Raw genomic sequence first — 22,420 nt, forward strand, 5'->3', positions numbered from 1 at the left:
GATCGGATTGGGCATGGAGCACGAGCTCTACGGCTCTGGATTTCAACTCTTTCGAGTACTTCGCTGGCATGAGTAGGAATCTCCCTTTGATTTGGTTCCTACCCTCTATCAAACACGGGACATCACATGGCGCTGTTGTGAGACTTTGGCACAGCTAAAGGTGCCGGAGTAAGCCAATCCCTGTTTTAGGGCGCGCTGGTGCGGAACAAAGAGGGTTTTGTACACACTTTCTGGCCTATAACCCACACCCTTATCTGGGTAGTGCCGAGTGCGGTGTCCTCCGTGGAGATTCCCCGGCGCGCGTACACGGAAACTCATGGATACGTTGCCTCCCGTGGGTTGAACGGAGCGTTGCCGTCGTGCCTTTGGCGGCATCCGTTCGAGCTTGAGGGCAGTGCGTTCTCCCTCGGCGGATGCCATCGGCTTCGTCGCCACCTACTTCCCGGCTCGCAGGAGGGGGACCGCTCTGCATCGAGACGCGCACTTCCTGCTCCGGGTAACGTCGGTGGCGCCTGCCAAGCTTGAGTCATGTCGGATACACCTGTTCCCTCCCTACTCACAGAGATCGAGCGTGACCTGCTCGATGGCATGCAGGTCGCGGATGTCCTTCGGAAGCTCATCGTCCTGGGCGGCCGTGCCGGGTCGAGCGAGCTGCGGGATTGGGCGTCTCAGGAGCTACGCGGCTATGCCGACGTGCTGGTTGATGACCTGCCCGACTACCGCAAGATCCCGGCGATCATCCAGCTCGATGCCATCGTGGGCGCGGGAGGGGTCGCACACCAGACGATTGCACCGCATGAACTTCCGGAGCAGGCACGCGAGCACATCAAGAACGAGGTGCCGTTCTTCCAGGGCATTGGCGAGATCCAAGCCATGATCGATGGCAGTGGCGAAGGTAAGACCGTGCGCATTTCGTTGCCAGGTGAGCGCGTGCTCGCGCAGTGGATGGATAAGGCGTCGGGCAACCCCTACCAGCGCATCAACGCGATCTACTGGAGCGTGAGCGCATCCGCGCTTGAAGGGCTCGTCGACCAGGTGCGCACTCGACTAGCGGAGCTGCTCGGAGAGCTGCGTGCGGTAACGCCGGCGAATGCTGATGCGCCGACGGCTTCCCAGGCTGCGAACGCCGTCAACATCGTGATCCACGGCAAGGGCAACCGAGTGAACGTTGCTCATGCTGATGGCGAGAGTGCATCTGCGTCGGTGGAGGCCGACCAGAGTCCTGATGGGCCGTTCTGGACGTTGGGCAAGCGGATTGGCGCGATCGTCGTGGGAGTGGCAACCATCGCGGCGACGGTCATCGCCTGGTGGCAGTTCCAAGGCGGTGCGTAGAGCCTTAGGGTCAGGGCTTGCCTGCCCGAAGTTCATCACGCTTTCGTCTGGCCTCCTTTGCTGCCTTCTTGGCCTTGGCGAGTTGGCGCTCTGCGCGGGCGAGTTGTTGGTCGCGTTCCTTCTGGGCTTCGCGCTTACGGGTCACTACGGTGACGATCTTCTCCGAGGAGACGCCGCCGCGCGTCATATCGCAGTCAGCGCAGTGCTGGGTTGAGAAGCTCGGTCCTGAGTTGCTGTGATGCACGGTCTGCTGCACGATGTGCCCGCAGGTGAGCGTGCGCTCCCAGACGTCGAGGTCTTCCTCGCGGATCTTCGAGTTCCTGAAGATCCGCGCGACGGCTTCGATCTGGGCGTCGGAGAACGGGATCGGCGGACAGCAGTAGCCGCAGTGGGTTGCCCGGGAGCCGGACATACTTCAACGGTGCGAGCCGCAGTCGGGATGCATCTCCTTGAACCGCGCCTCGGCCGCGTCGTACCCCATGCGCTCTTCTGGTGAGAGGTGCATGGTGCCGGGCCAGCTCCCGAGGTTGTCGATCACGGGCAGGCTGCAGCCGTGACAGGGCTTGCCCGCTGCGGCTTCTTCCCGCGTGAGATACATCCCTTTCTCCACCCACTCCCTGCGGCGGGCTTCGTCCCGATGAGCCCGCGCCTCTTCCTGGAGTGCGTTCGTCATCTGTCGCTTGGCAGCTCGGACCACCTTCTGCTCATCGGTCAGCGGCACGGGGGCTCCTCGTCAGGATGTCGGAGGTGTGAGGGACAATCTCGGCATGGCAGATCTCTATACCAAGAATGGCCGTCCGCTGAGGCGGGACGGTGACCGGCTGTTTGCGCGCTCGGGAACGTACGTTGGACGCATCCGCGGCGAGTACGTCTTTGACCCGTCCGGTAGCTACGCCGGAACCATCGTGGGTGACCGGGTGGTCTACCGCTCTACGCACTCGACGCGGATCTCGAGCCCAAGTGTCTCTGCCAACCGGGTCGGAAGCGCCTCGGTGAACCGCGTGGCGTCTGCCATGTGGGGTGACGAGCCGCCGTTCCCCGACTGACGTCGGCGCTGTCTGTGCCGCTCGGTAGGCTCGAATCGTGGTGGATACGAAGCAGACAAAGACCATCGGGGAGCATCACGTTGCGGCGGAGTTGGCGCGACGTGGCTGGGCGCCAGCGTTGACACGCGATGGTCTGGAGCGGACGGACATCCTCGCAGTGCTGACGGAGCCGGAGAACCGGCGCCTGGTGGAGATCCAGGTGAAGACGGCGCGAGGCGGGAGATGGGATTCGATCAGCTGGCCGCTGGGCCCGAAGTCGCAGAGTCCGAGCCAGCACGAGCGTGAGTACTTCGTCATGGTGGCCGTGCCACACGACCTCACGCGGGCACCGCGGAACTTCGTCGTGCCCCGTTCGCACGTTGCAGCTGCAGCGTGGATCGAGCACATGAACTGGCTCACCGAACCCGGCATCGAGCCAGGCAAACGCAACGCGCCCGTTGAGCGCTCACGCGTCTCGCTGCCGACGTTCGTGCGCTACGAGGATCGGTGGGATCTGCTGCTGGTCGACGAGGCAGAGGCACCGGTGCTGCTGCCGGGGAAGTACCGCGAGTTCGCCCAGGAGACACGGGTCGGGCTGCCCAAGGGACATGCCTGGCGGACGATGCTGCCTGAGTGGTGATGACGTGACGGCAGATAGCCGGCGACCAGCGCGCAGCACGATCCGGCTCAATGCGGCCCAGATGTCGGTGCTGGAATGGATTCAGGCGGGCTGTCCGGGCGGGATCTATCCCGACGGCTCCTACACGCACCGGATCACCGCACGGGCACTGGCGAGCCGAGGGCTCGTGCGTATCAGCGGACACAGCGCATCGTGGCGAGCAGAGCTGACGGAGCGCGGCCGCGTCTGGCCGGAGGCAACCGAGGAAGACGAAAGTCCCGTGACGCCGACGCTGAATACAAGACCGCCGATCACCGTCATGGTCGACGATGAGCATGTCGGTGCGACCGTCCGGGCGATGCGCCGTGTCCAGAAGAAGAAAACCGGAGCGACGGGGACACCGTCCAAGAAGCCCCGCACCTGGCAGGTGCAGAAGCAGGAGACGTACATGAGATACAAAGTGGTCGTCACGCGCGTCCAGGTCGCTGAGCGATGGGTGCGGGCAACGGACGAGGAAGACGCCGCGAAGAAGGTGCAGGAGGAATTCTCCCGACCATACGGCTACTTTGGGTCATGGAAGGATGTTGCATCGGAGGTGGAGGTCGTCGAAGCCGAGCAGAAGACAGTCATCCAACCGAACCTGCTCTCCGAGTCGGGACCGATGTTGCTGTCGCTCAAGAACGCAGGCAAAGCACTCGGGATTCCGTACTCCGCCGTCTACGAACTGACCAACCGTGGAGACATCGAGCACACCAGAATCGGGTCACGGAAGTACATCTCGCGTGAATCGCTGATGGCGTTCATCAAGGAGAACACGCACCGCGGCTACTCGGGCTGAGGGGCCTCGTGTCCGCGACCAGGTCTTGTCTGTCATGTCTGCGACTGGCTGATCACTGAAGGCGCGGCAGCACCACCGCCTAGAATAGGCCGTACTGAGATGCGCGTCGCCAGGGCGTGGGACTCACGGCGGCGGGGAGACAACATGGCAGACGAGAACGCGCTCGTGCCGGTGTGGACGCTGGCCACTGAGGCTGTGGCGGTGCCCGATCTCGTGGGTGATGCGGACATGACTCCCGAACGGCTTGCCGACTTGCGTACTGCGCTCGCGACGTTCGCGCAGGCGCCCATTGCGACGTTGGAGATGCACCCGATCGAGCGGCGCCGTGACCCGGCTGGAGGCATTGCACTGCATGCGAGCAGCCCCCTTGCCCAGCAGCTCTCGCAGCTCGTGACTCAGACCGCGCGATCTGCACCGACCAAGGTCGATATGGCGGCTACCGGTGAAGTGCTCTACCGCATGGTGGTGCCCGCGAAGGTCGCCTCCCAGGTAAGCAAGGGTCTCGTGAAGCCGATGGCGTCCAAGGCTGTATTGGGCGGTGTCTACAGTGCGCTCCGCGACTCGACAGGGATTGTCTCCAAGGCGACATTTGTCCCTATATCTGGTGCGGGCGCGACCACCGGCGCTGCGGCAACTGCGGGAGTCGGCCTCGCTGGAGCCGGGGCGTTGACGGTCGCAGCGCCGCTCGTCCTAATGGCTGTCGCGGTCGGTGCGAGCGCCTACGCCGACCACCAGCGGCAGAAAGCTATCGAGCGGATCACTGACCTGCTCGAGCAACTGCACGACGACAAGCTAGAGCAGGAACGCAACCGCCTCGACGGCTGCAGGGACGCTATCGACAAGGCCACCTCGGTGCTGCTCGATCAGGGCAAGATCGGGCAGTCGCTGGGACTGGACTCCGCGTCACACGAGATCAGCACCGCGATCGCCGCTGTCCGCACCAGGCTCAAGAAGTGGCAGGACGCGCTCGACGAACTCCCCGAGGGGCCCGTGGAGCTGACTGCTCTGACGGAGGCGTTCCCTGGCATCACGGATGAGAACGGTGCCTTCAGCGCGCACCTCGAGACCGCAAGGTTGGCTGTCGCTCTGAAGCGTCGTGTCTTGGTGCTGCAGGCCGTCGAGCATGCGCAACTCGACGGCACCGGCAACCCCTTCAAGTCGTTCCTGAGCGACCTGCGCAGTGACGAACAGCGACTGAACGACCTCGAATCGAGCATCAACGGTGTGCTGTTGCGTCTGTCCTCGCTTGAGCTCAAGCGTCCGAGCGGTCTGCTGAAGAAGGTGCACTACGCGCCGTCTGACGTCGACAAGCTGCTTACCGCCGCCTACCGGCTAAAGGGCCTCAGCAGTGGGCTTGACGCCGTTGGAAGCCACGCTGACGTGGTGATTGAGATCGAGCGGGGCCGTGACGGCTCTGTCGTGGTGTTTCCGGCAGAAGCGATCGAAGCGTGAGTTGACCTGATCCACCGGACATCCCCTCGGGCACAGGCTCCGTCGCGGGTGCGGCCTACTTCTTGGCGGGCTCTGCGAGGGTCTGGTTGCTGACGATGTAGACGTTGCGGCTCCAGTGACAGTCGGCGATGAGGGCGGAGCCGTCGAACCATTCGCGGTCGCCTTCTGCGAGGTAGACGCCCGCACAGGTGCCGGTGCTGATCGGGTAGCCGCCGTGGCGCTCTTTGTAGGTCTTGAGGGCTGCGGCGAGCAGGAACCAACCGACGGGTGAGAGATCCGGGACCAGACGCACTACGCGACGGCTCCAGAATCACCCTCTCGAACGACGAGGGTGTAGGAAGAGTCTGAGATGGTGTGATGGAAAGCCAGACGCATTACTGCTCTGGGATATAACACGAATCGATTACTGAGACAATGCCGAAATGGCTTCTCACCAGGCTATTCTTGGACAGATAGCGATATTCCTATTCCCGCAAATTGCGGATTATGAGAGAATAGAAGGTAGATCGCAGCGTCCCGGTCGAGCCGTCCGGCTCCCGCCTGCGACCACCCTCGCGCTGTCTCGCAAGCGCGTCGCCTGGGCGGTGTCCGAGGTCGCCGGTACCCTAGAGGCAGCCATGAACAGAACTTAATCGCGCCGTCGGCGCAAAGGAGCGCCAGCACCCGATGAGACGAAGAGCGGCACGATCACCCCGCCGCGACGGCCGCCAGGCCGCCGCGGCTTTCTTGCGCTTGCGTTGCTCTGCTCGGAGGAGGTGCCGATGACCTCCCCACTCACGGACTACCAGGCGAAGTACTACGCGCACGAGTTGCAGCGCAGCTACGCCAACGATCACGTCGGCAAGCTCGCCGGCCTGCTGTTCGACGCACAGGTTGAGCCGAAGCCGCACCAGATCGACGCGGCGCTCTTCGCGCTGCAAACACCGTTCCTGCCGGGAGTGATCCTCGCCGACGAGGTCGGCCTCGGTAAGACGATCGAGGCGGGCATCGTCATCTCGCAGTACTGGGCAGAACGCCGCCGCAGCATCCTGATCGTTGCCCCGTCGAGTCTGCGGCAGCAGTGGCAGCAGGAGCTGTACGAGAAGTTCCTGATTCCGTCCGCCATCCTCGACCCGAAGTCGAAGGAGGCGCTGCTTGCTGCGACGGGCGGACGCTCGGCACAGGTGCTGATCTGCTCCTATGAGTTCGCGCTCCGGCACGAGACCTCACTACTCAAGGCCTGGGATCTCGTGGTCGCGGACGAGGCGCACCGGCTACGGAACTTCTGGACGGGCAAGACCAAGGCTGCTGAGGCGGTGGCGCACATCGTGTCAGGCGCGCACAAGACGGTGTTGCTGACGGCGACGCCCCTACAGAACAAGCTCGAGGAGCTGTATGGGCTGGTGTCGATCTTCGACCCGGACTACTTTTACTCGCTCGATGCGTTCCGTGAGCGGTATGTCAAGAATCGCGACCTCGGCGGTGACGACGACCTGGTGGAGCGTGTCGCGTCGGTCTCGAAGCGCACACTGCGGCGCGACGCGGACAAATACATCCACTTCACCAAGCGCCTGCCGCTGACGGTCGAGTTCACCCCGTCGCCAGACGAGGCGCGGCTCTACGACTTGGTGAACGACTACCTGCAGCGCGACGAGCTGTTCGCCTTCGCGGGCAGTCAGCGTCACCTCTCTGCCCTGATCATCCGGAAGCGCCTCGGATCATCGACCTATGCGGTCGCGAGCACGCTGGAGAACATCGCGAGCCGCCTGGCGGACGAAGTTGCTGCCGGGCAGCGCCGCGATGGTCGTGGTGGCCTCGTGGCAGCCGACTTCGCCGTCGATGATGAGATCACCAGCGAGGAGCTGGAGGAGGCCGAGGAAATCGACGGAACTGCCAACGGTTCCCGCCCGTCGTCGTTGCCCCTTGACGAGTCGCTACTGGAGGCGATGCGTGCCGAGGTTACCGAGCTGCGCGAGTACGCGGCGCTTGCCCGTTCGATCACGGAGAACCAGAAGGCTGTCAAACTCGGTGAGGCGCTCGACCTGGGCTTCGAGCGGCTGCGTGAGCTGGGCGCTCCTGAGAAGGCCATTATCTTCACGGACTCGACCAAGACGCAGGAGTACATCGCTCGATCGCTGCGTGAAGCCGGTCGTGGCGAGGGACTCGTCTTGTTCAACGGCTCGAACAACGGGCCGGAGCAGACCGCGATCTACCAGGCATGGCTCAAGGCCAACCAGGACGGCGACCTGATTACCGGCATTGCCGCCGTCGATCGGCGCAAGGCGCTGGTGGATTACTTCCGCACCGAGGGCACGATCATGATCGCGACCGAGGCGGCTGCCGAGGGAATCAACCTGCAGTTCTGCTCGATGCTCGTCAACTACGACCTGCCCTGGAACCCGCAGCGAGTCGAGCAGCGCATCGGCCGGGTGCACCGCTTCGGGCAGAAGCACAACGTCGTCGTCGTGAACTTCTCGAACAAGGGCAACATCGCCGAACAGCGCATCCTGGAACTGCTGACGAACAAGTTCCAGCTGTTCTCCAGCGTGTTCGGCGCGAGCGACGAGGTGCTTGGTGCGATCGAGGACGGGCTGGACTTCGAGAAGACGATCAGTGACATCCTCACACGCTGCCGAACCGCCGACGAGCTGGATGCCGCGTTCCGGGAACTCGAGGGGCAGTATGCGAGCGAGATTTCGCGGGAGATGGCCAGCGCCAAGGCGAAGGTCTTCGACAACCTCGACCCGCATGTCCAGGATCGCCTTAAGGCGTATGACACGCAGTCCGGCGAGGTGCTCAACAAGTTCGAGCGCCTGCTGCTCGCGGTGACCCGGCATGAGCTGGATCGATTCGCCACCTTCGAGGGCGACGGCCGGACGTTCGTGCTGACGGAGGCGCCGGTCAGGGAGGCGTCGACCGGGCGCTACTTCTTCAAGTCGCAGCCACTCGACAACGCCCACCAGTACCGCTACGCGAGCCCGCTCGCCCAGTACGTCGTCGACACGTCGAAGGGACATGAGACCCCAGCGCGGGAGCTGACCTTCTCGCTTGGTCAGTCAGATCGCGTCAGCAGCGCGATCCGGGCACTGGAGGGCACCAGCGGCGAGCTGACCGTGAACCTCGCGACCTTCCGCATGAAGGCGCGTGATGAGGACGTCTCCGAGTCCTACATGTTGGCCGGTGCCCTGACTGATGACGGCCAGTGGCTCGACGAGGAGTACGTTGCGGACATCCTCGACCTGGCCTGCATCTCGGTCGGAGGGCAGCCCGTGGCGATCGACGAGTCACGCTTCACGCCGCACCTTGATACGCGACGGGTGGAGCTGGAGAAGGAAGTCCAGGGGCGCAACTCCCGCTACTACGACCAGCAGGAGGAACTGCTCTACCGCAACCAGCAGGATCGCAAGGCCGAGCACGAGGGTGCCATCCGCGACTACCGGGCGAAGGAGAAGGAAGCACGCAAGCTTGCCCGGCAGGCCGATGACCCGATGGAGCAGCTACGACTCAAGAAGGAAGCCCGGAAGTGGGAGCAGCGCGCCGAGGAGGCCGACGAGGACTTCCGGGACACACGCAAGAAGCTCCGCGCCGAGGCCGACAAGTACCTCGAGCTGATTGAGCAGTCACTCCAGGGAACCCAGGAGACCGAGCACCTGTTCACGATTCGCTGGCGGATCGCCACATAGACCACGGGTCATTCACAAACCCGACGCAAATTGTTAAAATCATGAAAGAGAATCACCCGAATGACTGACGAGATCTACGAAACACCATCCACTACTCCGAACTTCCAGACCGAGCTGGCAGCGCAGCTTGCCGATCTGATTCCCGAGGCCATCGCCGACGGCAAGATGGATATCGAGAAGCTCAAAGAACTGCTCGACGGCGACGCAGCCGACGGCAACGAACGGTTCGGACTCTTCTGGCCCGGCAAGAAGCGCGCCCTCCGTGCGGCGCAAGAGCCGACCACGGCGACGCTGAAGCCTGACTTCGAGAACTCGAAGGACTGGGACACGACCAAGAACGTCTTCATCGAGGGCGACAACCTCGAAGTGCTCAAGATCCTGCAGAAGTACTACCACGCGAAGATCAAGCTGATCTACATCGACCCTCCGTACAACACCGGCAAGGACTTCGTATACCCGGACAATTATCGCGAGGGGCTCCAGACCTACCTGGAGTACACCGGGCAGGTCGGTGAGGACGGAAGGGTCAAGAGCACCAGCGCGCGCAACACCTCCGACAACCCTCACTACCACTCGGCGTGGCTGAACATGATGTATCCGCGCCTCAAGCTCGCCCGTAACCTGCTCAAGGACGATGGCGTGATCCTGATTTCGATCAATGACGTCGAACAGGCGCAGTTGCGTCGGCTCTGTGATGAGGTGTTTGGAGAGAACAACCTCGTTGCTCAGTTCGTGTGGCTCAATGATGGCAACGTCGACCAACAGAGCAAAATCAAGGGCGTCCACGAATACGTTTTCGCCTATGCGCGGAACGCAGCAAAATTTGCACGTCCGACAGTGATCGACCCGAACATTGGCGAAGACAGCAAGCTCTACCGCGAGCTGATTGAGAACTCCATCACGAAGAACGGTCCGGCGAACCCGCCTTCCGAAGTTGAACTGCCTGTGGGCTTCCCCGCAAACTTCACCTCTGGTCGAGTTGGGCCTCGCGAGGACTCGTTCCCACACGTGTTGGACGAGATCCTCGTCGAGGAGGGAAAAGTTGCGGCTCCCGCGCGCGTGCGGAGTGGCTGGAGTTCTCGAAACTTGCTTGACCTTTTCATCCGCAACGGATGCTCACCTATTGACGACGCGGATGGCCGTGAAACGTGGTTCGAGCTGCGGGACACGGGTGCGATCTACATGATTAAGCGTCGTGCGGAAGACCAGGGCCATGTGCTGTCTGTCCTTCGAAACCTGGGCACGACCAAGCAGAACAGCTCACTCCTTGCGTCGTGGGGATTGACCTTCTCCTACCCGAAGCCACTTGGCCTAATCGAGTATCTCGTCACCGTGTTCACGCGCCCGGATGAAGACGCGTTGATTCTTGATTTCTTCTCTGGCTCGGCGACGACCGCCCACGCGGTGATGTCTGCCAACTTGCGAGACCAGGGTCGGCGCCGCCATATTCAGGTTCAGCTGCCGGAGCCCGTGGGTGACGAGGAAAGCAGCACGATTGCGGATCTCGCGCGACTGCGGATCGACAAGGCCGGTGAGTCTCTCGCCGGTACTCGAAAGAATCAGCTTCAGGTAAGCGAAGATGCCATGCTTGACATTGGCTTCCGTTCCTACAAGCTCTCCGATACGAACTTCGCCAAGTGGCGGCTGTCGAGCGATGTCGAGGAGGATGCGCTGCAGCAGCACCTGCTGAGTCTTCGTGACAGTGCGACCGATGACGCGAGTGCTGATGACCTGCTCACGGAGATTCTGCTCAAGCAGGGTTACTCGCTGACCGAGGCTGTCTCGCCTGCCGAGGTTGGTGGCCTCGATGTCCGTCTCGTGCGGGATCGCGACGGTGACATCGCCGTGTTGGCGTACCTGAACGAGCACGTCAAGCCGACGCTCGAGCAGCTCCGTGCACTCGTTGACGAGTCTCCGACACGGATCATCGTGCTCGAGGACGTATTCCAGGGCGACGACGAACTCAAGACCAACCTGGCCCAGCTCTGCAAGAGCAAGGGCATTGAGCTCTGGACGGCCTGAGTATGAAGAACAGCACAGCGAGCGGATCAGGATTTCAGTTCGACGCCAGTCAGCCGTATCAGCTGGATGCAATCGCGTCCGTGGTTGACCTGTTCGACGGGCAGCCGAAGGATGCGGAGAAGCTGGTCACGACACTGCGTGGTGCGGCGGCATTACCCAACTCAGATCAAGCGGCGCTCGACATCGACCTCACGCAGGAAGTCGGCGCGGTCGGCAACAGCCTCGTGCTCGACCGCGACCTGATCCTCGCAAACCTGCAGCGCGTGCAGGATCGCAACGGCCTTGAAGTTGCGTCGGCACTAGCGGGCGACGCGCTCGACTTCGACATCGAGATGGAGACCGGTACCGGTAAGACCTACGTCTATCTGCGCACGATCTTCGATCTGGCCGTCCGCTACAACTTCACGAAGTTCGTGATCCTCGTGCCGAGCGTCGCGATTCGCGAGGGTGTCAGCACGAGCATCCGGCTCATGCGAGAGCACTTCGAGAACCTCTACAAGCCGCAGGGCATCACCTTCGATGCCTCGATCTACAGCGGTAAGAGCGCCGAGGAGGTGCAGTCGTTCGCGACCTCGACGAACGTGCAGATCCTGATCATGACGATTGACTCGATCCGTGGCAATGCGAACACCCGCATCATCCACCAGACGCGTGACAAGCTGAACGGTCTGCGCCCGATCGACTATCTGAAGGCGACCCACCCGGTCGTCATCATGGACGAGCCGCAGAACATGGAGTCGCAGCTCTCGCAGTCGGCGGTCGGTGAACTCGACCCCGTGTTCACTCTGCGTTACAGCGCGACGCACAAGAAGCAGCGCAACGTCGTCTACCGGCTCGACCCGGTCGACGCCCACGATCTCGGTCTGGTGAAGCAGATCGTCGTCGCTGAGGTGGCCCAGCAGTGCGCAGACGCGACACCGTATATCAAGCTGGTTGAGGTGCGGCGTGAGCCGTCGTGGTCCGCCCGACTCGAGCTGTCCTGCCGCAAAGCCGATGGCTCGCTCGAGCGGCGCATCGTGAGCGTGAAGCAGCACCAGGAGCTGTCGGATGCACGCCTGACGAACAACCCGATCTACGAAGGCTGGCGCATCAACGAGATGAGCATCGAGCCTGCCTACGTCGACCTCACCACCCACGGCTTCCTGTACGAGGGCGAGAGCATCGGCGCCTCGGCTGGCGCGCTCTACAAGGAGATGATCCGCGAGACCGTTCGCGAGCACCTCCGCAAGGAATCGATGCTGCGCGCCAAGGGCATCAAGGTGCTCAGCCTCTTCTTCGTCGATAAGGTCGCCAGCTACCTGGGTGACAGCACGAACAACGACGACGCGAACGGCGACTTCGTGCAGTGGTTCGACGAGGTCTTCGTAGAGGAGCGCGCGAAGTCCGCCCGCTACCAGGAGCTGCTGCCGCAGGCGCCGAGTGAACTGCGCCGGGCGTACTTCTCCCAGATCAAACGCGGCAAGACGACGACCTTCCAGGACTCGTCCGGCACGACGAAAGCCGATGACGACGCCTACGAACTGATCATGCAGGACAAGGCTCGATTGCTGGACGAGAACGAGCCTGTCCGGTTCATCTTCAGCCACTCTGCCCTGCGAGAGGGCTGGGACAACCCGAACGTCTTCCAGATCTGCACCCTGCGCGAGATGGGCGCTGAGACTGAGCGCCGCCAGACCCTCGGCCGTGGACTGCGCCTCCCCGTCGCCAAGACCGCTGACGGCTACACCCGCGTCGCTGACCGTGGCGTCGCGACGCTGACGGTCGTGGCGAACGAGTCGTACACGAAGTTCGCGGACGCGCTCCAGCGTGAGTACAAGGACGCCGGGGTCGAGATCGGCCGGGTGCGCCGGGCCGAGTTCTCGAAGATCCCGCTGCAGGACGAGAACGGTGCGCTCACCGACGACCAGTTCGGCTACCAGCGCTCCGTTCTGGTGTGGGAGCACCTCAAGGACAAGGGCTTCATCGACAAGGACGGCGCGGTCACATCGAAGTTCCAGCCGAACCAGCTCGGCTTCGACCTCGGCCTGCCCGTCGACTTCGTCTGGGCTGAGCCGATCATAATCGAGCTGGTCGAACGCGCGAACATCGGCAAGTACGTCAAGCCCGTCAGTAAGCGTCAGCCACGCGTGCTCAATAAACAGCTCTACTCGACGCCGGAGTTCGAGGAGTTCTGGGAGACGATCAGCCAGAAGACCACCTACCGCGTCAGCGTCGGCCGTGACCAGCTGATCGAGAACGCCATCCGGGCGATCCGTGAGGCGCCGAAGATCGACGCGCTGCGTATCCAGGTCACCCGCGCCGGAGTCAAGGTGCTGCGAGGCGGCGCCAAGGGCGAGGAACTCGGCACCCGCTCGGCCGACCTCAAGGGCAGCTACGACCTGCCCGACATCATCACGGAGCTGCAGGAGGCAACCTCCCTCACTCGCAAGACCATCGTCGACATCCTGATCGGCAGCGAGCGGCTGGGCGAGTTCATCGGCAACCCGAACGACTTTATTGCCATGACGAAGCGCGCCCTCCAGAGCGAGCTGGCAAAGATCGTGGTTGAGGGCATCCAGTACGAGCGGATCGCGGGATCGGTCTACGAACTGCGCGAGCTGCAGAAGGACGGCGAGGAGGAGAAGGAGCGCTTCCTCGACCAGATGTACAAGGTGCAGCACACCCAGAAGACCGACTTCGACTACGTCGTCTTTGACTCGGACGTGGAGCGCCAGTTCGCGGAGCTGCTCGACTCCCGCGAGGACATCAAGCTGTTCATGAAGCTCCCCGCCAAGTTCAAGATCGACACCCCTGTCGGCCCGTACAACCCCGACTGGGCGATCATCAAGCAGGAGGACGGCGAAGACCGGATCTACATGATCCGAGAGACGAAGAGCACGCTCGACGACTCGAAGCTCCGCCCAACCGAACTCGCCAAGATCAAGTCCGCCAAGCGCCACTTCGAAGCCATCGGCATCGAGGACTACGCACGAGCAGTACCAGGAGCGTGGAGGGTATGACGAAGCAGAGCACGACACAGGTGTCATTGATCAAGATCGTCTACTTCGACGAGGAATCGGCATCGGACTTGCTGGACATCGTGGCCGGCGGTAAAGAGACATCTTCGAAGGAGTCGACCAAGGAACGTGCCGCTGAAGTTGAGGCTGAGGCACGCGCGAAGGCCGCCGCAAAATTCAACTGGCTCCCCTTCTTCGGAGGATCAGCTGAGGCCAGTGCCGCCGCGAGTGCGTCCGCGGTCGGACGCAGCATCCTGAACAAGACGCTTTCGAACACCATCCTGACCGACTACCTCAGCAAGCTTGCTGACCTGAAGGGTATCGAGCGCCTTGATGACCTAACAGTCACTGCTCGTAGCGACTCAGCGGCGTACATAAAGATGTACACGCCGTACCTGGCGATGCTCAAGATCGACGAGCTACCCGTCAACCTTGCCGAACTGGATAGCGCGCTGATGTCAGCAAAGGGCTACTACGAGCTACTCGGGCAGAGCACGGACGGCGCGAAGCGCATCTTGCGCTTCAATATCCAGGCCTTCCGCAACAACTATGGGCTGGTTGATCTCGGGCGCATGCGACTCGTGTTTCACGGTATCCGAGTCGGCAAGGCCGCAGAGTCCAGCCTGACGATGCAGGCCGAGATGGCACCCGGCGCCGAACCTGCACCGTTGACTGGGCTGGACGTGGTCGACGGCCCCTCAGCGGAGTCAAGCACGCTTCTCGATGTGTACGACGTCATTCTTGCGGGAGTTGAGTATGGGGAGTGACACGAAGGTCACCGTCTACTACGGCCCTCTTTCATGGTTCGAGAAGCAGCTTGGCAAGGGGGCGCGACGATACCTGCTCGACGCGCTCAATGAGCGGGACGAAGCCAGGCGCCGCATCCGGCATACCGTCGACGGACAAGAAAGCACGGAGGAGGAGACGCCAGCGCCACGGCCAGACCGCCTCATCGCGATGTCCAGTGACTACGCGAGCGTCCATGAGCACGCCATCACAAATTTCGTTGGTCTCGTGCGGGAGATCAATCCGAAGCAGCTGCTCCTGCACAACCCACCCGAGCTCATCCATACGCAGCTCGACCGAGTGTTCAAGACGAAGGTTGAGTCGTTTACGTACCCGGTCGTCACGCGTGACACTCTGATCAAGTTCCGCGACGGTTTTGCGGATCATCTCGTCGGCCAGAAGAAGGTCCGTGAACGGATGCTGGCTGCCCTCTACCCGCTGACGACGGATCGCCGCTCTAAGCCCGTCGTCCTGATGTTCTACGGCCCATCAGGCGTGGGCAAGACCGAGACTGCCCAGTTCATCAATGGGCTTCTGGGAGGGAAGCTGCTACGCAAGCAGTTTTCGATGTTCCACAGCGACAAGTTCGCCTCCTATGTCTTCGGCGGTACGCACTCCGAAAGCTCGTTTGCACGGGATCTGCTTGACCGTTCCTCGGGCGTGATCCTGATAGACGAGTTCGACAAGGCAAACTCTGTCTTCCATAGTGCCTTCTACGAAGTCTTCGATGAAGGCGTCTTCGAAGATAAGAACTACCGGGTAAAGCTCGGCCCCGCGCTGATCATCTGCACCTCAAACTACGGCTCGGAAGACGAGATACGTCAAGCGCTCGGGGATGCCCTCTATTCGCGCTTCGATGCGTTAATCCCCTTCGAGCCTCTGTCTCTCGATGAGATCAAGCAGGTCATCGATCGGTTGGTAGATGGTCGCTTTGAGGCTCTCTCGCCCCATGAGCGAGCAGCGCTCAACAGCGACGAGATCAAGTCTTTGCTCCACGTTCGCGCGAGCAGCACTGGCAACGTCCGCAAGCTCGGAAAGCTGGTCGATGAGGTGATCTCGCTGCTGCTGGTCCGTGCGATGCTGGACGAAAGGCCTGAACCCACCGTCGCAACCGTCCCCGATGACGAGGAGACAGCGGCATGAGGGTCAGAAAGCTCGAGATCGAGAACTTCCGTGGCATCACAGAGGGCCGGGTGGTCTTCCAGCAGCACACCCTGCTGGTCGGCGGGAACAACATCGGCAAGTCCACGGTGTGCGAGGCGCTGGAACTGGTCCTGGGGCCAGAGCGCCTCTACCGCAGACCGGTCATCGACGAGCACGACTTCTCCCACGGTGACTACTTCGGCGATGAGGGCGGCCTACGTGAGATTCGCGTGCGCGCAGTGCTCACTGACCTCTCGGACGAGCAGCTGCGCCGGTTCTTCCAGCACGTTCGACGCTGGGACGACGAGGCGCTCTCGTTCATCGATGAGGAACCCGACAGCCTCCAATCTGCCGACGGCGATGGAATCGTGTGGGCGCTCCCCGTCATCTTCATCGGGCGCTATGACCGTGAAGAGGACGACTTCATCGGGGACACGTTCTTCGACCACCCGCTACCCGAACTCGACGAGCTCGACGAAGATGAGCGGGCATCACTTGGAGCGGGCCGTGCACAGTTCAGCCGCGTGCACAAGCGGCTCTGCGGCTTCATCTTTCTGCGAGCGCTGCGCACGGGATCTCGTGCGCTCAGCCTGCAGCGTGGTTCGCTGCTCGACACCATCCTTCGGCTCAGCGGTGAGGGCGCGGCGGAGATGTGGCGGGACGCACTTGGGGCGCTCCAAGACCTTGACCCGGCGATCGGAGAGATCGAACAGCTCAAGGTCATCCGAGAGAACATCCGCACGCGGCTCGGCAAGTTCGTCAACCTGGCACCAGGTGAGGACTCTGCCGCGTTCTTCGCCTCAGATCTGACGCGTGAGCATCTGCGCGAGGTTGTCCGACTTTTCGTCGCGACGCAACCGAGCAACCATTCGGTGCCATTCGCCAAGCAGGGCACTGGCTCGATCAACCTGCTGGTCTTCGCACTGCTAACGATCATCGCGGATCTCAAGGAAGACCAGTCGGTCGTCTTCGTGATGGAGGAACCGGAGATCGCACTTCCTCCACACACCCAGCGGCGCGTGACGAAGTACGTGGTGCAACAGATGGGACAGTCGATCGTTACGTCTCACTCGCCCTACGTCATCGAGCAGTTCGACCCGGAAAACGTGGTCATCCTCTCACGTGACGGCAACGCCTTCTCCGGCGCGCCAATCGATACCGCGAGCGTCAAGCCCAAGACCTACCGCACGCAACGCCGCCAGTTCGCCGAGGCGATCCTGAGCCGCGCCGTGTTCGTACTCGAAGGCCAAACGGAGATGGTTGCCGTGCACGCCGTCTCCTCGGCGCTCGAACGCTTCCGCAACGACTACTCGCATATCGACCTCACCGGAGTCACCCTCTTCAACGCAGGCAATGACCGCGAAGTCCCGCGGTATGCCCCGATCTTCAAAGCTCTCGGCAAGCGCGTCTACGGCATGCGCGACAAACTGAACGCCCCCGATGCAGCGGACGCGACAGAGAACATCAAGTCGTTCGACGAGTTCTGGGAATCGCCGGAGACCGGCATCGAGCAGATCCTCGTGAAACAGATTCCGACGCGAGTGCTGCGGAGGTTCCTCGACGAAGTCGTGCAACGCGACGACTATCCGTCAAGCCATCCCTACGTGGCCGAGCAGGTTGCTGACGATGACCTGTCCGCGCTGGCGGCGAAAGTATTGAAGGCCCGCAAGGGTGATGCGTTTGGCTTCGGGTACACGGGCACGCTCATCGAGCAGTGCCAGTCCGATGCCGAACTGCCCGCCTTCATCCGCGACGCGCTTCTCACCATCAACGAACAGCTCCACGAAGACCCCGAGCTTGTGCTCGACGACGGCGAGTCGACGCTGCCTGGCGCCGCAGAGCCCGAGGAGTAGGCGCGGTGGAGGTGCAGCTCTCCGAGACCGCCCAGGGAGCCCTGGATCACGACTGCCCCGTCTTGGTACTCGGCGGCCCCGGCTCCGGCAAGACGACGCTGTCGCTGCTGAAAGCCCAAGCGATACTTCCTGCCCTGCAGCCTGGCCAGGAGATCCTCTTCCTCAGCTTCTCTCGGGCTGCCGTCCGGCAGGTCGAGATCCGCTGCCGCGACATCCTGCGTTCAGACGAGCGTCGCCAGATCGCCGTACGCACCTACCATGCGTTCGCAATGGCCATCCTGCGAGCGCACGGCCGCCTGCTCACAGGAAGCGCTCCACGGATCGTCTACCCCGGCGACGAGAATCTCGCCAAGGCTGCTTTCGAAGGGGACTGGGGCGCTGAAGCCGAACGCCTGGCGCGCGAGGAAAGCCGCTACGCATTCGGGCAGTTCGCCGCAGCCGCTGCCCGACTCGTCGCTGGCAGCGCGTCGATTGCGTCCCTGCTCGCTAACAAGTACCCCGTGGTCATCCTGGATGAGTTTCAAGACACCGACGATGCGCAGTGGGCGCTGGTCAAGGCGCTGTCCGTACGCTCGAAGACCGTCTTCATGGCCGACCCCGATCAGCGCATCTTCGACTATGACGCGCGCGTAGATCCGGAGCGCCTCAATCACCTGCGCGCCCACCTCAGCCCCGCGGAGTTCGATCTCAGCGGCGAGAACCACCGGAGCCCGGACGCTGGCATCCTGCAGTACGCCAACGCCGTGCTAACGAACCGTCCCCTGCCTGATACCAAGGACGTGATCACGCGCTCGTACTGGGCGAACGCCTTCGACGGCACCGTCCACGCTGGCGTCGTCTGGATGCTCGGCTCGCTCCGCAAAGCGGGCATCGCCCATCCCTCCGTCGTCGTGCTTGCGCGAACGAACTCACTCGTCGGCAAGCTGTCGACGATCCTGGGGCAAGAGCACAGCTTCAACGGCAAGACGGTCAGGCCGGTCGAGCACGACGTGCTCTGGGACGCTGACCTCACTGCAGCGGCCGCGTTGGTGGTGGCCTCGATTCTGGAGTGGCCGAGTCGCTCAAAGGACGATGCACTGGGCCAGACCTTCGATCGCATCGCCGACTACTTCGATGCCAAGAACGCTGCGAGCGCGAGCAACACCGCCCGGCAGAGCAGCGAGCGATACCGGACAGCTGCGGACCGGGCACGCAGAGGTGAGGGGCAGCGGCTGGCGAGCAGCAAGGCTCTCGCCGCCTCGTATGACAACGGCCTGACGCTCCAAGGTGATCCGGCCCGGGATTGGCTACAGGCACGTGATCTGCTCGATGCCAGGAACGACCTGTCGGATCTGTTGGCGAACGCCAAGTTCGTCCGACTCTTCCGCGCAACCGATGAGATCGGAAGCCGACTTGCCTCAGCTTGGGATCTTCGCGGCAGCTACGGTCGCGCCATTGACCTGGTACGCCGTGCGCTCGAGGCAGGCAGGCTTCAGGCCGACCAGCGCGACCCACGCGGTTGCGTGCTCATGACCATCCACAAGGCCAAGGGCAAGGAGTTTGATGGCGTTCTGCTTGTCGAGGGGAAGTACCAGGGCAGCTTCTTCCGCGACACCGATACGGAGGCGCAACGCGCCGCAGCGCGACGTCTGCTGCGGGTGGGCATCACACGCGCGCGACACCAAGTCGCGATCATCCGGCCGCAAGGTGCCCCGGATCTCGTAACGCCAGCGGGCTCGTCGTTGTCGAACTGAGGGCCGCACAATCACCGCGCTTTCCACCCTAGGAACGTCGGTGGCCACCACTACCGTGAGTATCCCAACCCGAAGTGAGGTGCTGCCGTTGACTTCCGACGCCTATCAGTTCCCCGTCGCGATCTCGCGGCTCAGCGAGGGGGAGACCTCTCGCGAGCCGCAGAACCTGCGTGCGATTCAGTGGCTCGCGCATCAACCTGGCGGTCCTGTCGTTGTCGTGACGCCGCAGAAGCAGGTGCACAGCGACATCCTGAAGCGGCTGGTGGCGACATCGGGAGTCACTCATCTCTCATGGAGGGGCTTCTCGACGGGGTCGCTCGCGGGCCGCCGTGTGCTCCACGCCTGGCCGAACCGGAAGCACCTGAATGGCCTGTGGGGCGTTGACGCTGACGCACTTGCGGTCATCGAGTGGAATGAGGACGAGACGGCGGAGTGGATCGAAGGCGCCAACCCCGTCCAACTGTTTCATGGGCGCACCGTAGAGCCTCAGCCTGTCGAGGAGCCAGCAGATCGGCAGGAACCGTTGCCGAACGGGGTGGATGGGATTCTCGAGCACATCGCGGCGATGGCGGCTGGCTACTCATCGGGTCTGAAGTGGAATGAAGAAGATAAACTCAAAGCAGACATGATGAACAGGCCGGATCGCTGGGTGCCAATCACCGTCGAACAGGTGCGCGCCAAGTGTCGGGCACTTGGCATGCGGCCGGACGACGTTGACACCGTCGCAGGGTTCCTGCAGCGACGGAAGGAAGGCCGCGCTTCAACGTGCAGAGCTCGTACCGTACGTTCCATTTCAACTGATCTGAGCCGCCCGGCTACCCGTCAACGACTACGCCTTCGGTCTTGCTTTCAAAGTCAATGATCATCGGCCAGAACTGCTTGAAGAAGGCGACCCCGGACGGGCGCGGCGCGGTTGTCCCATCGGGTGGCAACGTCACCGCCGACCGATACCCCAGGGGACGGCCACCGATGACGTGCTCTGGCAGCCGTCCAACGACGAGCGTGGGGTACGGGGCGACGCCCTCCGGGAGGTTCTCGCCATAGTGTTCGCGGGCAGCAATGTGGAACATCGCGGCGTACACATTCGCCATCATCCAGGTCTCGGCTAGCACCACAGGAAGGTCAACGCGAAGGGAGACCGCTTCCAGGCCTTGCCGCAACTCCTTGGGTGGTCGACTGAGATACGTGAGCATCGGGCGGTCAAAGAGCGGTATCGACTTGCCTTCTCCGAAGGCGCTGGCGGGGATCGTGCTGTCCTCGTTCGGGGGTGTCGTGATCAACTCGATGCGAACATCTCCACGCGCTGACGTCGCCAGGCCGTGCTTGAGTTTGTTATGTGCCGCGTTGATAGAAAGCTCGTCATTCGTCAGAAGCCACACGGCGTGATTCGCCCATGCCACTGCCGTCTCTGCAGCCCCCACGACCGGACGCTGAACGACAGTGCCAGGCGGGAAAAGCAGCTGGAGGAATCGATGGGGATCTGCGTCGAGTGCTGCCTTGTTGGCTTCGATGACCTTGGTCATGGGAGTTGGGCTGTCGGCGACGGCCAACCAGGTGGACTTCGCATCGCCCTTCCGCGGCGTCGCGGCGACTCGTGCATAGATGAAACGGGTAAGGGCTTCGGCAGCCTGGTGGCGAAGAGACAACGCGTCGATCGCGACCTGGACGCTGCGGTGCTGAGCATCGAACTTGAGCGCCGTATCTGCGCTGTCGAGGCCAAGGGCGTTGAAGAACTCTGGTTCGTTCTCGGGGGTCGCCTCGTAGCTCGATCGAGCGGTTTCGAGCAGCATTGAGACTCGCGATGAGAAGTGGCTGAGCGGGTTGGAGAGGAAGAACTCGTCGTCGAGGATCTTCGCCTGCTCATCGGTCAGTGTGGTGCCCTGCGCCCGGATCGGAAGATGCATGCTCCCAGTCTGCCAGGGCCGGGCGAACGCGGACAGCGTCGGAGGTTCACGGCTCTTCGCAGTTGGTGGTGTGATCGGGTTGGGTGCGTCACTGTTCTTCAGCGGCGAGCCGTCTAAGCTCACTCCGCTCCCGTCGCTGGGCGGATCTCGACCCCTGCCTTCATGATCGCCACACGCATGGTTTCCTGGTTCACACTGAGCGCCTCGGCCACTTGTGACAAGTAGAGGCCGGACTCGTAGAGGCGGGCAGCTTGACTGACCTGGTCTGACGTCATCGGTTGGCGACGGACGACGACGTTATTGGCGCGGAGGATGCCGATGATCGTGGACTTGGCGACGTCGTAGTCCTTCGCCAAGGTTGTCGTCGTGTCACCTGCCGAGTACCGCGCAACCACCTGGGCGCGGGCTTCGTCGTTCAGGCGCTTCCACTTGCGGCGAGGAGCGGCGACAGCGTGAGAGGTTTGAGCGTCGTCTGGCAAGGTGTCAGCACCCGTCGTTCGAGAGGTGGAGTGAGAGTCCCTGATCAGGCGCAGATTCTCGGTCTCTACCCCTGTTGGATATTTACTGGAACAGAGGTCGATAAGGGCGACGAATTAAGCCCCGACTCCCTAATATTTATATGGGAAGTCGGGGTTTTGTTGCCTTCCTGAAGGGAATTGATTCCCAGGAAATGAGAGTGGGACTAGACGGTGTCGGCATCTGGCCCGGGGTCTTTGGCGTTCATTGGTAATGATCTGCCGCTTCCCGGGTTCGTAATTCCGGATGCTTCGAGCAACTTGGCGTCGATCAGTAGTCGCTGATCAAAGTAAGTGGCGATTCCAGCCAGCAGGTAAAAGCATCCGATGATGAAGAGGATGGCGCCTACGCCCAGAAGAATGCTGCCTGCAAGCAGGATGGCTGAGATTCCAGGAGCGTAGGGCTGCGAAGTCCTCGAGAAACTTGACATCGTCGAGCCGAAGGTGGCGAGGAAGATGGCGATGAGGAATAGGCCCGAGCCGTTGCGAATTTTCTTACCAGCAGCAGATTCGGGGATCTTTTCACGTGCGATCAATCGG

General features: G+C 62.4%; 19 protein-coding genes. 13 read left to right on the forward strand and 6 right to left on the reverse strand.

Translation table 11 applies throughout. From position 1 onward, the window contains the following. Nucleotides 1-528: 528 nt before the first annotated feature. On the forward strand, nt 529-1,332 hold the full coding sequence (locus tag F8O05_RS14230) for an AbiTii domain-containing protein (protein ID WP_158053418.1): 804 nt from the start codon (nt 529-531) through the stop codon (nt 1,330-1,332). Between the two features lie 10 nt (nt 1,333-1,342). Here F8O05_RS14230 and F8O05_RS14235 read toward each other — a convergent pair whose 3' ends face one another. Both F8O05_RS14235 and F8O05_RS14240 read right to left on the reverse strand, forming a co-directional pair. After that, nucleotides 1,343-1,744 (reverse strand): hypothetical protein, encoded by a 402-nt coding sequence (locus F8O05_RS14235; RefSeq protein ID WP_158053419.1) that lies wholly within the window; start codon nt 1,742-1,744, stop codon nt 1,343-1,345. A gap of 3 nt (nt 1,745-1,747) precedes the next feature. Continuing rightward, entirely contained in the window at nt 1,748-2,053 is a 306-nt protein-coding gene (locus F8O05_RS14240) for a hypothetical protein (RefSeq protein WP_158053420.1), read from the reverse strand. 46 nt (nt 2,054-2,099) lie between these two features. On the opposite strand from F8O05_RS14240, the gene F8O05_RS14245 reads away from it, so the two are divergent. From F8O05_RS14245 to F8O05_RS14260, 4 genes are all read left to right on the forward strand, one after another. Then, nucleotides 2,100-2,378: a hypothetical protein gene (locus F8O05_RS14245; protein ID WP_158053421.1), complete on the forward strand. Its 279-nt coding sequence runs from the start codon at nt 2,100-2,102 to the stop codon at nt 2,376-2,378. A gap of 37 nt (nt 2,379-2,415) precedes the next feature. After that, nucleotides 2,416-2,997: a hypothetical protein gene (locus F8O05_RS14250; RefSeq protein ID WP_225735936.1), complete on the forward strand. Its 582-nt coding sequence runs from the start codon at nt 2,416-2,418 to the stop codon at nt 2,995-2,997. A 4-nt stretch (nt 2,998-3,001) separates the two neighbouring features. Next, entirely contained in the window at nt 3,002-3,814 is an 813-nt protein-coding gene (locus F8O05_RS15125; RefSeq protein ID WP_225735937.1) for a helix-turn-helix domain-containing protein, read from the forward strand. A gap of 144 nt (nt 3,815-3,958) precedes the next feature. Next, nucleotides 3,959-5,266 (forward strand): hypothetical protein, encoded by a 1,308-nt coding sequence (locus F8O05_RS14260; protein ID WP_158053423.1) that lies wholly within the window; start codon nt 3,959-3,961, stop codon nt 5,264-5,266. A gap of 55 nt (nt 5,267-5,321) precedes the next feature. Here the strand turns inward: F8O05_RS14260 and F8O05_RS14265 are convergent, their stop codons facing one another. Beyond that, nucleotides 5,322-5,558 (reverse strand): hypothetical protein, encoded by a 237-nt coding sequence (locus F8O05_RS14265; protein WP_158053424.1) that lies wholly within the window; start codon nt 5,556-5,558, stop codon nt 5,322-5,324. A 469-nt stretch (nt 5,559-6,027) separates the two neighbouring features. On the opposite strand from F8O05_RS14265, the gene F8O05_RS14270 reads away from it, so the two are divergent. From F8O05_RS14270 to F8O05_RS14305, 8 genes are read left to right on the forward strand one after another with little or no spacing between them, the layout of a single operon-like run. After that, the gene (locus tag F8O05_RS14270; RefSeq protein WP_158053425.1) at nt 6,028-8,928 is read left to right on the forward strand and encodes an SNF2-related protein; all 2,901 of its coding nucleotides are present in this window, start codon (nt 6,028-6,030) and stop codon (nt 8,926-8,928) included. A 60-nt stretch (nt 8,929-8,988) separates the two neighbouring features. Beyond that, nucleotides 8,989-10,950, forward strand: a complete 1,962-nt coding sequence (locus F8O05_RS14275; protein ID WP_158053426.1) for a site-specific DNA-methyltransferase — start codon at nt 8,989-8,991, stop codon at nt 10,948-10,950. Between the two features lie 2 nt (nt 10,951-10,952). Further along, a complete protein-coding gene (locus tag F8O05_RS14280; protein ID WP_158053427.1) occupies nt 10,953-13,949 on the forward strand; it encodes a restriction endonuclease in 2,997 nt (998 codons plus the stop codon). Further along, nucleotides 13,946-14,713: a DUF6414 family protein gene (locus F8O05_RS14285; RefSeq protein WP_158053428.1), complete on the forward strand. Its 768-nt coding sequence runs from the start codon at nt 13,946-13,948 to the stop codon at nt 14,711-14,713. The genes F8O05_RS14280 and F8O05_RS14285 overlap by 4 nt, the downstream gene beginning before the upstream one ends. Then, the gene (locus F8O05_RS14290) at nt 14,703-15,875 is read left to right on the forward strand and encodes an AAA family ATPase (protein WP_158053429.1); all 1,173 of its coding nucleotides are present in this window, start codon (nt 14,703-14,705) and stop codon (nt 15,873-15,875) included. The genes F8O05_RS14285 and F8O05_RS14290 overlap by 11 nt, the downstream gene beginning before the upstream one ends. Continuing rightward, nucleotides 15,872-17,728 (forward strand): ATP-dependent nuclease, encoded by a 1,857-nt coding sequence (locus F8O05_RS14295; protein ID WP_158053430.1) that lies wholly within the window; start codon nt 15,872-15,874, stop codon nt 17,726-17,728. The genes F8O05_RS14290 and F8O05_RS14295 overlap by 4 nt, the downstream gene beginning before the upstream one ends. 5 nt (nt 17,729-17,733) lie before the next feature. Continuing rightward, nucleotides 17,734-19,461, forward strand: coding sequence for a UvrD-helicase domain-containing protein (locus tag F8O05_RS14300; RefSeq protein ID WP_158053431.1), 1,728 nt, complete (start codon nt 17,734-17,736; stop codon nt 19,459-19,461). A gap of 40 nt (nt 19,462-19,501) precedes the next feature. Next, a complete protein-coding gene (locus F8O05_RS14305) occupies nt 19,502-20,323 on the forward strand; it encodes a hypothetical protein (RefSeq protein WP_225735938.1) in 822 nt (273 codons plus the stop codon). Here F8O05_RS14305 and F8O05_RS14310 read toward each other — a convergent pair. The 3 genes from F8O05_RS14310 to F8O05_RS14320 form a co-directional block, all read right to left on the reverse strand. Further along, nucleotides 20,277-21,365: a hypothetical protein gene (locus F8O05_RS14310; protein WP_158053432.1), complete on the reverse strand. Its 1,089-nt coding sequence runs from the start codon at nt 21,363-21,365 to the stop codon at nt 20,277-20,279. The two genes, F8O05_RS14305 and F8O05_RS14310, sit on opposite strands and share 47 nt — an antisense overlap. Before the next feature lie 119 nt (nt 21,366-21,484). Further along, nucleotides 21,485-21,844, reverse strand: coding sequence for a helix-turn-helix domain-containing protein (locus F8O05_RS14315; RefSeq protein ID WP_158053433.1), 360 nt, complete (start codon nt 21,842-21,844; stop codon nt 21,485-21,487). 203 nt (nt 21,845-22,047) lie between these two features. Beyond that, nucleotides 22,048-22,416: a hypothetical protein gene (locus F8O05_RS14320; RefSeq protein ID WP_158053434.1), complete on the reverse strand. Its 369-nt coding sequence runs from the start codon at nt 22,414-22,416 to the stop codon at nt 22,048-22,050. Nucleotides 22,417-22,420 lie beyond the last annotated feature (4 nt).

The sequence above is a fragment of the Gulosibacter chungangensis genome (assembly GCF_008831155.1).
Classification (GTDB): domain Bacteria; phylum Actinomycetota; class Actinomycetes; order Actinomycetales; family Microbacteriaceae; genus Gulosibacter; species Gulosibacter chungangensis.

What these genes read in the sequence shown, in the direction of transcription:
- F8O05_RS14230 (WP_158053418.1), top strand. Translation starts at nt 529, where the DNA reads ATGTCGGATACACCTGTTCCCTCCCTACTCACAGAGATCGAGCGTGAC.
- F8O05_RS14235 (WP_158053419.1), bottom strand. Translation starts at nt 1,744, where the DNA reads ATGTCCGGCTCCCGGGCAACCCACTGCGGCTACTGCTGTCCGCCGATC.
- F8O05_RS14245 (WP_158053421.1), top strand. Translation starts at nt 2,100, where the DNA reads ATGGCAGATCTCTATACCAAGAATGGCCGTCCGCTGAGGCGGGACGGT.
- F8O05_RS14260 (WP_158053423.1), top strand. Translation starts at nt 3,959, where the DNA reads ATGGCAGACGAGAACGCGCTCGTGCCGGTGTGGACGCTGGCCACTGAG.
- F8O05_RS14270 (WP_158053425.1), top strand. Translation starts at nt 6,028, where the DNA reads ATGACCTCCCCACTCACGGACTACCAGGCGAAGTACTACGCGCACGAG.
- F8O05_RS14275 (WP_158053426.1), top strand. Translation starts at nt 8,989, where the DNA reads ATGACTGACGAGATCTACGAAACACCATCCACTACTCCGAACTTCCAG.
- F8O05_RS14280 (WP_158053427.1), top strand. Translation starts at nt 10,953, where the DNA reads ATGAAGAACAGCACAGCGAGCGGATCAGGATTTCAGTTCGACGCCAGT.
- F8O05_RS14285 (WP_158053428.1), top strand. Translation starts at nt 13,946, where the DNA reads ATGACGAAGCAGAGCACGACACAGGTGTCATTGATCAAGATCGTCTAC.
- F8O05_RS14290 (WP_158053429.1), top strand. Translation starts at nt 14,703, where the DNA reads ATGGGGAGTGACACGAAGGTCACCGTCTACTACGGCCCTCTTTCATGG.
- F8O05_RS14295 (WP_158053430.1), top strand. Translation starts at nt 15,872, where the DNA reads ATGAGGGTCAGAAAGCTCGAGATCGAGAACTTCCGTGGCATCACAGAG.
- F8O05_RS14310 (WP_158053432.1), bottom strand. Translation starts at nt 21,365, where the DNA reads ATGCATCTTCCGATCCGGGCGCAGGGCACCACACTGACCGATGAGCAG.